At 59.0% G+C, this 12856-nt stretch carries 10 protein-coding genes; 6 read left to right on the top strand and 4 right to left on the bottom strand.

What is annotated here, in order from left to right:
- Positions 1–119: 119 nt before the first annotated feature.
- The 3 genes from AB4O01_RS09175 to AB4O01_RS09165 all read right to left on the bottom strand — a co-directional run bounded on the left by AB4O01_RS09175 (position 120) and on the right by AB4O01_RS09165 (position 2822).
- Positions 120–323, bottom strand: a complete 204-nt coding sequence (locus tag AB4O01_RS09175) for a hypothetical protein (protein WP_256573906.1) — start codon at positions 321–323, stop codon at positions 120–122.
- Between the two features lie 394 nt (positions 324–717).
- Entirely contained in the window at positions 718–2151 is a 1434-nt protein-coding gene (locus AB4O01_RS09170) for a heavy metal sensor histidine kinase (protein ID WP_460091439.1), read from the bottom strand.
- Positions 2148–2822 (bottom strand): heavy metal response regulator transcription factor, encoded by a 675-nt coding sequence (locus AB4O01_RS09165; RefSeq protein ID WP_007920164.1) that lies wholly within the window; start codon positions 2820–2822, stop codon positions 2148–2150. Before AB4O01_RS09165 ends, AB4O01_RS09170 begins: the two co-directional genes overlap by 4 nt.
- A 534-nt stretch (positions 2823–3356) precedes the next feature.
- Between AB4O01_RS09165 and AB4O01_RS09160 the strand changes: the two genes are divergently transcribed.
- The 6 genes from AB4O01_RS09160 to AB4O01_RS09135 all read left to right on the top strand — a co-directional run bounded on the left by AB4O01_RS09160 (position 3357) and on the right by AB4O01_RS09135 (position 10635).
- Positions 3357–4604: a TolC family protein gene (locus AB4O01_RS09160; RefSeq protein ID WP_460091438.1), complete on the top strand. Its 1248-nt coding sequence runs from the start codon at positions 3357–3359 to the stop codon at positions 4602–4604.
- 49 nt (positions 4605–4653) lie between these two features.
- Complete coding sequence (locus tag AB4O01_RS09155) at positions 4654–5841, top strand: efflux RND transporter periplasmic adaptor subunit (protein ID WP_460091437.1); 1188 nt, start codon at positions 4654–4656, stop codon at positions 5839–5841.
- Positions 5842–5856: 15 nt separating this feature from the next.
- Entirely contained in the window at positions 5857–9009 is a 3153-nt protein-coding gene (locus AB4O01_RS09150) for a CusA/CzcA family heavy metal efflux RND transporter (RefSeq protein ID WP_460091435.1), read from the top strand.
- 213 nt (positions 9010–9222) lie between these two features.
- Positions 9223–9426, top strand: a complete 204-nt coding sequence (locus tag AB4O01_RS09145; RefSeq protein ID WP_460091434.1) for a co-regulatory protein PtrA N-terminal domain-containing protein — start codon at positions 9223–9225, stop codon at positions 9424–9426.
- A gap of 80 nt (positions 9427–9506) precedes the next feature.
- The gene (locus tag AB4O01_RS09140; RefSeq protein ID WP_460091433.1) at positions 9507–9839 is read left to right on the top strand and encodes a DUF2790 domain-containing protein; all 333 of its coding nucleotides are present in this window, start codon (positions 9507–9509) and stop codon (positions 9837–9839) included.
- A 415-nt stretch (positions 9840–10254) separates the two neighbouring features.
- Complete coding sequence (locus AB4O01_RS09135) at positions 10255–10635, top strand: DUF6124 family protein (protein WP_460091432.1); 381 nt, start codon at positions 10255–10257, stop codon at positions 10633–10635.
- Between the two features lie 556 nt (positions 10636–11191).
- On the opposite strand, the gene AB4O01_RS09130 is transcribed toward AB4O01_RS09135, so the two are convergent.
- Positions 11192–12517, bottom strand: a complete 1326-nt coding sequence (locus AB4O01_RS09130; protein WP_460091431.1) for an OprD family porin — start codon at positions 12515–12517, stop codon at positions 11192–11194.
- Between the last annotated feature and the right edge of the window lie 339 nt (positions 12518–12856).

Raw genomic sequence — 12856 nt, 5'->3', positions numbered from 1 at the left:
GTGACTGACCCGCCGCCATCGCTTGCAGGCAAGCTCCTTCAGAATGCAGTGGTGTTCACAAAACTCAAAAACCCCTGCCCACTGCAGCATCTACTAAAGGGCATCGATCAGTGCCAGCTTCATGCTTGAGTTTCTTCAAAGGTATCAAGCATGGCATCAGGCAATGACGAATCGAAATCATCAGGCAGCACCAACTTGCCTTTCATAGCGCCAATTCGTGGTGTGCCGGTTTTTCCTGTGTGAGCGAGAAGGCGCTGCGCCCGACCTTGGACTGCCAGAGTCTCGATTTCTGCAACCAACTCACAAAACATGTCTCTGCTCATAGTGCCCCCCATCGTTCTTCTACCTGCAAAGACCTTCACCATAGAACTACCCACTCAAGGCTGGCTGTAGGACGAAGCGGATGTTAGGGCGGGAGCTTTCGGAGTTTGTGCAGAGACGAGAGCGTATCGGTAAGAAATCGTACAAAACTCGCGATTCCCATTCTGACATTCAACATGGATATCGCCTGATCCGACGCTTTCGCGAGCAAGCTTGCTCCCACAGGTTTCGGCGGCGTCCACTTATTTTGTGAATGACTACTGTCTCTGTGGGAGCGAGCTTGCTCGCGAAGGCTGAGTATCAGGCAGTGCAGATGTTGAAGGACCCACCGCCATCGCGAACAGGCGAAGGCCTACAGGTTTTAGCGGTGTCCACAAAACCTGAGTACCCCGCAAATCACTGTGGGAGCTTGCCTGCAAGCGAAGGGGCCATTGGCGGCACCGCCGGAAACCCAAGCCTGAACACGGTCATCGCCCCCGGCAAGCTCTTAACCTCCGCCACACCCTGATGCAGGCTCATGATCGAGCGCACGATCGCCAGGCCCAATCCGGTGCTGCCCTGCGAGCGTGAGCGACTGCTGTCGACGCGGTAGAAGCGGTCGAACAGATGTGGCAGGTGTCGCGCCTCAATCCCGGCGCCGGGGTTGCTGACCAGCAGGGATGCCTGCGTCGCACTCTGTTCGATCAGCAGCGTCACGGTTTTCCCGTTCGGGCAATGACGCAGCGCGTTGGACAGCAGATTGGAAATAGCCCGCTGAATCATTAACCGATCGCCCATCACCTGTGCGCTGCCAATGACATTCAAATGAATGCTCTTATCCTGCGCCGACAACGAAAACATCTCGGCCACTTTCGCGACTTCAATCTCCAGCGCCACCGCTTCAAACGGCGCCAGCGCCGACGGATGACTCACCTGCGCGAGAAACAACATGTCCGAGACAATCCGCGCCACGCGCTCCAGTTCCTCGGTGCACGACACCAGCACGTCCTTGTATTCCTCGGTCGTGCGCTCGCGGGACAAGGTCACCTGCGCCTTGCCCATCAGGTTATTGATTGGCGTACGCAGCTCATGCGCCAAGTCATCAGAGAACTGCGACAACTGCTGCACCCCGGCATCGAGCCGATGCAGCATGAAGTTGATGCCCTGCGCCAGTTCACTCAGTTCCTGCGGCATGTTCACCACGGACAGCCGGTGTTCCAGATCCTGGGTCGAGACCATCGCTGCGACTTTGCGAAACTCGCGCAGCGGCGCCAACCCGCGTTGCACCGCGCCCCACGCGGTCAGGCCGATAAACACCAGCAACAACGGCAAGGCAATCAGCGTCGAGCGTAGATAGGCGCTGAGGAGGGCCTCATCGTGGGCGTTATCCACTGACAGCAGCACCGGCACGCTGCTGCTGTCCTTGAGGCGAATCAGTTTCGAGGCGGTGAGGAATTTCTTGCCTTGCGCGTCGGTGCTGTCGCTGTAAGTCAGTTGATCGGTGGTGGCGCGCACCGCTTTCAATTCGACGCGCGGATCGCTCAATCCCGAGCCGGACTTGAGCAGCGGCGAGCGCTGATTGAGGCGGTCGTAAATGGTCAGCGTGAGGTTGTCATGCCCCATCACCTGATCGAGCAGAATATGCGGCTTGCCGGTGATTTCATTGGCATCGACGTACAACGACAGGCTGTGTTCGACCTGCGCCATCTTCTTTTCCAGGCTGTCTCTGGCAAGCGAATTCAGCTCATGGGTCAGGGCGAAATAGGCGAGGATCGCCAGAAACACCACCAGCAGCGCACCGAGAATACTCACCGTCAAACCGAGGCGCATCGACAGGCTGGAGGGCTTCATTCCCGTGCCTCCAGCACATAGCCGACACCGCGCAGGGTGTGGATCAGTTTGCTGTCGAACGGGTCGTCGATCTTCGCCCGCAAGCGACGGATCGACACCTCGACCACATTGGTGTCGCAGTCGAAATTCATGTCCCACACCAGCGAGATGATCTGCGTGCGCGTCAGCACTTCGCCGGACTGGCGCATCAGCAGATGCAGCAGGGCGAATTCCTTGGTGGTCAGGTCGATCCGCTGCGCGCCACGAAACGCGCGATGGCGGCCCGGATCGAGCTCCAGATCAGCGACTTTCAGCACCTGCGGCACCGGGATATTTTCGCTACGACGCATCAAGGTGCGCACCCGCGCCAGCAGTTCGGGAAACTCGAACGGCTTGACCAGATAATCGTCGGCGCCCAGATCGAGGCCGCGAATCTTGTCGGCCAGACGCCCGCGCGCCGTCAGCATCATCACCCGCGTCGAATGGGTGCGACGCAGTTGTTCCAGCACGCCCCAACCGTCGAGTTCCGGCAGGTTCACGTCGAGAATAATCAGGTCATACGCTTGTTGTTGCGCCAGATGCAGGCCATCGGCACCGGTGGCGGCGTGGTCAACGACATAACCACTTTCGGTCAAACCCTGATGCAAGTATTCGGCAGCTTTAAGCTCGTCCTCGACGACAAGGATTCGCATGATCTTTCACCACTTTTATTTAATGGGTATTTAATTTAAAAGCCCCTCACCCTAACCCTCTCCCAGAGGGAGAGGGGACTGAGCGTGGGATATTTCAGAACTACGCCGACGTGAAAGAACGTTACTGAATCCATAATCAACTTGATGTAACAGGTCGATAAAAAACGCCAGACACTTCGGTCGGCTCCCTCTCCCCCCGGGAGAGGGCTGGGGTGAGGGGAGTGCGGACAATAAAGGTTGTAGCGGCTACAGGGTCAACGCCCAAGTGCTTTAGATCAGTGTTCTGCGACAGTAGGTCGCAGTGCTAACCACCAAATTCTCTTGAGTTTACTTACGGCAAGTGCTGTTCAGCAGATAACTACCGTGTTTTTGTTTCGATGTATTTCGATAACGCTATTTGCACTTCGCATCCTAGAACAAAACAACTTCCCCAAACCGTGGATAACGGATTTGTAATGTTCCAGTCACCTTGTCGATAAGTTCAAAACCCTACCGTGGCGGCATCCGAGATTCTTGAATAAAGGAAGTCTTCCATTGCCCGGTTTAATAAAACTGACGGCGCAATCACGCCTGAAAAAAACCGCCAGTGTCATCCTGTTGCTGGCCTGTACCAGCCTTGCAAACGCAGCGACCCTGACGCTGGATCAAGCCCTGCAAAGTGCCTTCGCCGGCAACCCGGAACTGGCCGCTGCACAGTGGGAAATCGGTATCGCCGAAGGTGACCGTCAACACGCCGGCTTGATCCCCAACCCCGAAGTGTCGTGGGAAGCCGAAGACACTCGGCGCAATTCGCGCACAACCACGGTGATGCTCAGTCAACCAATCGAACTGGGCGGCAAACGCGGTGCACGCATCGATGTCGCCAGCCGTGCGCAAGACGCTGCCGGCATCGAGCTTGCGCGCAAGCGCAATGCCTTGCGTGCCGATGTGATTCAGGCGTTCAACAGCGCGCAAACCGCGCAGCAACGTTTGCAGTTGTCGCGCCAGTCGCTGCAACTGGCCGAGCACGGTTTACGCGTGGCGCAGGGGCGCATCGAGGCGGGTAAATCGTCGCCGGTTGAGGGCACGCGGGCGCAAGTGCAGCTCTCGCAAGTGCGCCTGGAGCTGAGCCGCGCCGAACGCGATCAGGCCACCGCGTACCAACAATTGGCGCAAGTCATGGGCGCGCCGTTGCCGACCTCGACCAAGGTGCAGGCCCCCACGCAAAACATGCCGGCCGTACCACCACCGACAAGATTGCTCGAGCGTTTGAACGAGACCGCCGAACTGCGTCTGGCCAAGTTGCAGATCGATCAGCGCGAAGCGTCGTTGGGCCTGGAAAAGTCCCAGCGCATTCCCGATCTCACCGTCAGTATCGGCAGCCAATACAGCGAAACCGAGCGCGAGCGGGTCAATGTGGTCGGGCTGTCGATGCCGATTCCGCTGTTCAATCGCAATCAAGGCAACGTGCTCGCGGCCGCGCGCCGCACCGATCAGGCGCGGGATCTGCGCAACGCCACCGAGCTGCGTTTGCGCACGGAAATCCAGACCAGCCTTGAGCAATGGCAGACCGCCAACGGCGAAGTCACCGCGTTCAACCAGACCATCCTGCCCGCCGCGCAAAGTGCGGTCGACAGCGCCACCCGTGGTTTCGAAATGGGCAAGTTCGGCTTCCTCGATGTGCTCGATGCGCAACGCACCTTGATCAGCGCTCGTAGCCAGTACATCCAGGCCGTCAGCGAAGCCAGCGACGCCCGCGTACGCATCGAACGGATCTTCGGCGACCTCAGCGTCAGCCGTTGAATTTCACTTTTCAGACAACTGCGCGATGGCTCGGCGCAGAGGAGTTTCCATGGATAAAAAATTGATGGTGGTCGCGGTGGCGACGTTGGCCCTGGGCATTGGTATCGGCTCGCAGTGGGCCGGTAACGCAAGCATCGACGCGCATGCCGACGAGGCTTCCGAACATGCCGATCACGCCGAAGAGGGTGCAGCGGCTGACCATGCCGAAGAGGGACACATCGAATTGAGTGCGGAGCAGATCAGTGCTGCCGGCATCCAATTGGCTGAAGCAAAGGCGCAGAACATCAGTCGTGGCCTGCCGTTCCCCGGCGAAGTGCGCTTCGACGAAGACCGCACCGCCCACATCGTGCCGCGCGTCCCGGGTGTGGTCGAGTCGGTGGCGGTCAACCTCGGGCAAACCGTGAAGAGGGGCCAGTTGCTGGCAGTGATCGCCAGTCAGCAGATCTCCGATCAACGCAGCGAACAGGCGGCCGCGCAACGTCGCCTGACCTTGGCGCGCACCACTTATGAACGCGAGAAAAAACTCTGGCAGGACAAGATCTCTGCCGAGCAGGATTTCCTCCAGGCGCGCCAGGCACTGCAAGAAGCCGAAATCGCCGTGAGCAATGCGCGGCAAAAGATCAGCGTGCTCAGCGGCAGCGTGGTCGCCACTGGCGGCAATCGCTACGAACTGCGCGCGCCGTTCGATGGCGTGGTGGTAGAAAAACACCTGACGCCGGGCGAGGTGGTCGATGAAAGCACAGCGGCGTTCACCCTCTCGGACTTGTCGCGAGTGTGGGTCACGTTCGGCGTTTCACCGAAGGATCTGAACAAGGTCCAAGTAGGCAAAACGGTCACCGTCAGTGCACCCGAACTGAACGCTGAAGTGGTTGGCAGCGTGGCTTACGTTGGCAGCTTGCTCGGCGAACAGACGCGCACCGCAACCGTACGCGTGACGCTGGAAAACCCGCAAGGCTCGTGGCGCCCCGGTCTGTTCGTCACTGCGCTGGTGGCGACCGACAGCCGCGAAGCGCAAGTCGCCGTACCGGAAACCGCGATCCAGACCGTCGAGGACAAGCCCACGGTATTCGTTCGCACCGACGACGGTTTCGAAGCGCGCGCAGTAGAGCTGGGCAGCCGCGCCGCCGGCCACGTCGAGGTCACCCAAGGCCTGGAGCCAGGCGTGCAAGTCGCCAGCGCCGGCAGCTTCGTCCTCAAATCGGAACTGGGCAAAGCCTCAGCCGAGCACAGTCATTAATTCTGGAAGGTCCTCATGTTCGAACGCCTGATCCAGTTTGCCATCGAGCAGCGCATCATCGTCCTGCTCGCCGTTCTGCTTATGGCCGGCCTCGGCATTGCCAGTTATCAAAAGCTGCCGATCGACGCCGTGCCCGACATCACCAACGTCCAGGTGCAAATCAACACCGGTGCCGCCGGGTTTTCGCCGCTGGAAACCGAGCAGCGCATCACCTTCCCGATTGAAACGGCCATGGCCGGTCTGCCGGCACTCGAACAGACCCGTTCGCTGTCGCGCTCGGGCCTGTCGCAAGTCACGGTGATCTTCAAGGACGGCACCGACCTGTTCTTCGCCCGCCAATTGGTCAACGAGCGTTTGCAGATCGCCAAGGAGCAATTGCCTGAAGGCGCAGAGGCGGTCATGGGGCCGATTTCCACCGGCCTCGGCGAGATCTTTTTATGGACAGTGGAAGCCAAGGAGGACGCACTCAAGGACGACGGCACAGCCTACACGCCGACCGACCTGCGGGTGATTCAGGACTGGATCATCAAGCCGCAATTGCGCAACGTGCCGGGCGTCGCCGAGATCAACACCATCGGCGGTTTCGCCAAGGAATATCAGATCGCGCCGGACCCGAAACGCCTGGCCGCGTACAAACTGACGCTCACCGATCTGGTCACTGCGCTTGAGCGCAACAACGCCAACGTCGGCGCCGGTTACATCGAGCGCAGCGGCGAGCAATTGCTGATCCGCGCGCCGGGGCAAGTGGCGAGCACCGAGGACATCGCCAACATCGTCATGGCCAATGTCGACGGCACGCCGATCCGGGTGAAGAACGTCGCGACAGTGGAAATCGGCCGCGAATTGCGCAGCGGCGCGGCCACCGAAAACGGGCGTGAAGTGGTGCTCGGCACGGTGTTCATGCTGATCGGCGAGAACAGCCGCACGGTCTCGCAAGCGGTCGCCAGCAAGCTCGAACAGATCAACAAATCTCTACCGCAAGGCGTGATCGCGGTGCCGGTGTACGACCGCACGCACCTGGTCGACAAAGCCATTGCCACGGTGAAAAAGAACCTCATCGAAGGCGCGATTCTGGTCATCGCGATTCTGTTTCTGTTCCTCGGCAACATCCGCGCGGCACTGATTACCGCGATGGTGATTCCGCTGTCGATGCTGTTCACCTTCACCGGCATGTTCAGCAACAAGGTCAGCGCCAACCTGATGAGCCTCGGCGCGCTGGACTTCGGCATTATCGTCGACGGCGCGGTGGTGATCGTCGAAAACACCCTGCGCCGACTGGCCCATGCGCAGCAGCATCACGGACGTTTGCTGACCCGTGCCGAGCGTTTCAAGGAAGTCTTTGCCGCAGCGAAAGAGGCGCGGCGACCGCTGATTTTCGGCCAGTTGATCATCATGGTCGTGTACCTGCCGATCTTCGCGTTGAGCGGCGTCGAAGGGAAAATGTTTCACCCGATGGCGTTCACCGTGGTCATCGCTTTGCTTGGCGCGATGCTGCTTTCCGTGACCTTTGTGCCGGCGGCGATTGCGCTGTTCGTTACTGGCAAGGTCAAGGAAGAAGAGGGCGCGGTGATGCGTGGCGCACGTCGTGTTTATGCGCCGGCGCTGGCTTGGGTCATGTCCCATCGCGCAATCGCAGTGGGCGCGGCGTTGGGCGTGATCGTGCTCAGCGGTGTGCTCACCAGTCGTATGGGCAGCGAGTTTGTACCGAGCCTGAGCGAAGGGGATTTTGCCCTGCAAGCGCTGCGCGTGCCGGGCACCAGCCTGACGCAATCGGTGGATATGCAGCAGCGGTTGGAGACGTTGATTCTGGCGAAGGTGCCGGAAGTCGAGCGCGTTTTTGCCCGCACCGGCACCGCCGAAATCGCCTCGGATCCGATGCCGCCGAATATCTCGGACAGCTATGTGATGCTCAAACCGAAAGAGCAATGGCCGGACCCGGACAAGTCCCGCGAATCCCTGATGGCCGAGTTGCAGGCTGCCGCCGCGACGTTGCCGGGCAGCAACTACGAGCTGTCGCAGCCGATTCAACTGCGCTTCAACGAACTGATCTCCGGGGTGCGCAGTGATGTCGCGGTGAAGGTGTTCGGTGATGACATGGACGTGCTCAACGCCACCGCTGCGAAAATCGCGGCAGCGATGCAGAAGGTCAACGGTGCCTCTGAGGTGAAGGTCGAGCAAACCACCGGGCTGCCGGTGCTGACCATCAACATTGATCGCGACAAGGCTGCGCGTTATGGGCTGAACGTTGGTGATGTGCAGGACACCATCGCCGTCGCGGTAGGCGGGCGGCAGGCCGGGACCTTGTATGAAGGTGATCGGCGCTTCGACATGGTTGTGCGTTTGTCCGATGCCATGCGCAAGGACATCGACGGGCTGTCGGCGTTGCTGATTCCAGTGCCGGCGCCTTTGAACGCAGCGGCGAATCAAATCGGTTTTATCGCACTGAAGGAAGTCGCCAGCCTCGACCTGGTGCTCGGGCCGAATCAGGTCAGCCGCGAGAACGGCAAGCGCCTGGTGATCGTCAGCGCCAACGTGCGCGGGCGCGATATCGGCTCGTTCGTCAGCGAGGCCGGTGAGGTGATCGAACGTGACGTGCAGGTTCCGGCGGGTTACTGGACCAGTTGGGGCGGGCAGTTCGAGCAACTGCAATCGGCGGCCAAGCGCTTGCAGATTGTGGTGCCTGTGGCGTTGCTGCTGGTGTTCGGCTTGTTGTTCATGATGTTCAACAATCTCAAGGACGGCTTGCTGGTGTTTACCGGGATTCCGTTTGCGTTGACCGGTGGGGTGATGGCGCTGTGGTTGCGGGATATTCCGCTGTCGATTTCGGCGGGTGTCGGGTTTATCGCGTTGTCCGGGGTTGCGGTGTTGAACGGGTTGGTGATGATTGCGTTTATTCGTAATTTGCGGGAAGAGGGGCGCTCGCTGTCGGACGCGACTCATGAGGGTGCGTTGACGCGTTTGCGGCCGGTGTTGATGACGGCGTTGGTGGCGTCGCTGGGGTTTATTCCGATGGCGCTTGCGACTGGCACCGGCGCCGAAGTGCAGCGGCCGCTCGCCACCGTAGTGATCGGCGGAATACTCTCCTCGACGATCCTCACGCTGCTGATCTTGCCGGCGCTATACCAACTTGCCCATCGCCGGGATGAGGACGCTGTTCCAACTAAATAGGTAATTCCCTTGTGGGAGCGAGCTTGCTCGCGAAGGCGGTGTGTCATTCAACAAATCAGTCGACTGATCCGGCCTCTTCGCGAGCAAGCTCGCTCCCACAGGGGTTACGTGCACTGATCCGGCAGATAACGGATATGTAATTTCCCCGCCACCGTCACGATAGGTTCGGATTGTTACCTTGATCCCGTCAGTTACTTAAACGAGGAATCAAAGATGAAAATCGTACAGATGGGTGCTCTTGTTGTGGCGTTGGCGATCTCTTCCGTGGCCTTGGCCGAAGGCGGCGGTGACCGTACATTCGACCGCATGATGACTAACAACGACCGCTCCATGGAGTTGTTCGTCGCCAAGGAAAAAGCCGCCGCCAACCCGGTGGTCGTCAACGACAAGAAAGACGACAAAACCCGCGACCTGTAAGCCTGCTGCATCTGAACAAGCCCTTCATCGCGCATCGATGCCGGGCTTTTTTTTCAAGCTCGGACGGGAAGGAAATGGATATGAAAGTACTCAAGTTGATCGCATTCGCGGCTGTCATGGCGACGTCGGTAAATGTGCTGGCCGAAGGTGGCGGTGATCGCACTTTCGAACGCGCACTCAGCGCCAACAGCAAAGCCATGGAACAGTACGCCGCCAACCAGGGCAAAGCGCCGCCGGTGGTGAAGGATTATGAATACGGAATGAAGCTGGACGTGGTCAAAGTGGTGAGTGTGGTGAAGCCGCAGCCTGCGTGCAAAGTGGTGCCGACGGCCATGACTTATGAGGACTCCAAGGGGCAGCTCAACACCATCAAGTACAACGTGATGGGCGTGTGTCGAAACGGCGGGAGCTGAATCATTTACGGCGAAACGCGGCCCCGTGTAGGAGCTGCCGAAGGCTCGGGCCGCGTTCGGCAGCTCCTACACGTTCTGTATTTCAATTCGTAATGTTTAAGTGTTGTGTGAGAAGTGCGGAACCTTCCCACAATGTTTTCAGGTTGTCCGTCGGACGTCCGCTCTCTAGCCTGTGTGGGTCGCTGCCAAATCAGCGATCGGGATTGGAACCCCGGAGAACGTGTCAGCGCCAAAGCGTCTTTCATGACGTATGCTTGCCCACCTTCATGGTGTGCAGTCTGTTATGGCGGCTGTGCGCGGGAGACTTTCGAGTCTGCCGGGTTTCTCCGTTCCCCGGGTTCCAACCTGCGTACAGCTGCCACCCCTTCGCGTGGAACCGAATGGATCAGCTTCAACGTTATGAAGGAGAAATATCATGAAAAAGCCAACCCCGAATCCCCCCGAAACAGACGCAATCCCCGACGCCAACTCAACATCGCCTTACGCCTCCGTCGACACCCGAAAACTCCACGAAGCCGCCGACCGCGCCCTCGATTTCTACCTCAAACCCTCAGCCGCCATCATGTCCGCGCCGTACATCCCCAACCAGATGTTCCTGGTCAATCCCAAAGCCGATACCGAATCATTACTGGCCAACGCCAGCGAATCCCTGGCCTCTGCCACGGTGATGCTCGGCGACTTCGCCGCGCTATTAGGCGGCACCCATCGCAAGACCCTGCTCGGCATCGCGCAGGTCGTCATGCTTGGCGAACTGGCGGTGAACAGAGCGCTGGATAACGTAGATCCTGCGGCGTAGCTATCAATGGCCGGGTTTTATCCGTTGTTTTTGCGTTGACCTCAAAATCCTGCCCCCTCACCCCAGCCCTCTCCCCCGAGGGGGCGAGGGGGAAGGGAGCAGATCTTCAAGCCATTCAAAATCAGAGTACGCCCCGGTTTTTCAGGTCGGTGTATCTTCAGCAACCAGCTCGGTCCGTTCCCTTTCCCCCAGGGGGGCGAGGGGAGCAGATCTTCAAGCCATTCAAAATCAGAGTACGCCCCGGTTTTTCGGGTCGATGTATCTTCGACAACCAACTCGGTCAGTCCCCTCTACTCGAGGGGGAAGGGAGCAGGCTTTCAAGCCATTCAAAACCAGAGTACGCCCCGGTTTTTCAGGTCGATGTATCTGCAACAGCCAACTCGGTCAGTCCCCTCTACCTCTGGGAGAGGGCTAGGGTGAGGGCCGGGCCTAAACCTGGAAAACATAACCACGGCAAAACGCAAAGCAAAAAAAGCGCCCCGAAGGACGCCAAAAGATTCACCTCTTACCAAAGGAGCAAGGAGCTTCTAAAGGTGAATTTGTATCAGCCGCGCAATCAAAGAATCGCCAGCGGATACTCGACAATCACCCGCACTTCATCCAGATCCGACTCGAACGCCGTGGCGCGGGTTGTGGCCTGGCGCAAGCGCAGTGACAGATCTTTCATCGAACCGCTTTGCACCACGTATTTGACTTCGATATCGCGCTCCCAACGTTGCTGATCGGTCAGCGGATTGCCCTCGGCATCGCGGCGCATATACACGGCGTTAGCGTTTGAATAATCAGCGTCGGTGCCGCGTGCGTAACGGGTCATGAACGACAGACCCGGTACGCCGTAGGTGCTCATGTCGAGGTCATAACGCACCATCCACGAACGTTCTTTCGGCGAGTTGAAGTCGCTGTACTGGATCGAGTTGTCGAGGAAGATCGAGTCGGACTGGCGCAGGTAATCGAAGTCGTCATTACCGTTGTTGCGCTGGTGGGAGAGGGCGACAGAGTGGGCACCAAGTTTGACGCCGACGCGGCCGCTCCAGATGTTGTTGTCGAACTCGCCGAGCAGTTGCTTGCCTTCATCGACGGCCTTGTAATAGTTCAGGCCACCGAACAGCGACAGGTCATCCGAGAGCGGATAAGTCCAGGCAGTGCCGGCGTAGTACTGATTCCACGCATCCTTGAGACGGCTGGAATACAGACTGAAACTGAGGTTCTTGTTCAATGCGTAATCGCCGCCACCGTAAGCAATCCACGGCGAATTGACCGGGCCAGCGTAGAACGTGGCGAAGTTCTCGCGCATGTCGCTGGACGCCGGCTGGCTCATCGCATGCAATCGGCCACCCTGCACCGACAAACCTTCAATGCTGGTGTTGGTCGCCGTCACCCCGCGAAAGCTCTCCGGCAGCAAGCGCGAGTCACCGGCCGCGACCATCGGGTTGGCCGGGAACACATCCCCCACCCTGACCACCGTATCGAACGCCCGGATTTTCGCGGCGCCGCCGACCTTGGTGTATTCGTCCCGCGCCTCGCCGTCACTGTTGACCGGCAATACATCAAACGAACTGCGCCCACCGTTGCGTCCGTCACCGGTATCGAGTTTCAGACCAATCATCGCAAATGCATCGACACCGATCCCGACGGTGCCTTGGGTAAAACCGGATTCGAACTTGCTGATCACCGCATGCGACCAGGCCTCGGAATAACCGTTGCCGGTGGGGCTGGACTGGCCGTTGCGATGATCACGATTGAAGTAGAAGTTACGGTTGAGCACCGTCAGGCTGCTGCCTTCGACAAAACCTTCAGGCTTGTCTTCAGCAAACACCGTGGACGGCCCGGCGCCGACCACCACCGCTAAAGCGGCCATCGATATTTTTGTAGGGTTAACCATCAAACACTCCTTGGGTTTGGCAGAACGGGAACGTGCTTCGGCGTGGGTTTTATTGTTCGACGGGGCAGGGCCCGCCGGCATGGTCGCCGGGTGACATCGTTGCAAACTGCGGATAACGTCGAGGTGATGGGGGAATTACAATTTCGTCATGTGGTTATATGGATTGAGTGAACGCCACACAAACCTGTGGGAGCGAGCTTGCTCTGGGCGGCGTTCCGACGAAAGCGGAGTGCCAGGCTCTGAAGAGGGTTGATGTGCCGACGCCTTCGTCGGAACGCCGCCCGGAGCAGGCTCGCTCCCACAGTAATCCGGATGATTCTGATAGATCACATGTGAGCG

It is taken from the genome of Pseudomonas sp. S2_E02, from assembly GCF_054668355.1.
The sequence above is the reverse complement of the archived record's forward strand: the minus strand, read 5'-3'. Positions and strand labels throughout refer to the sequence as shown.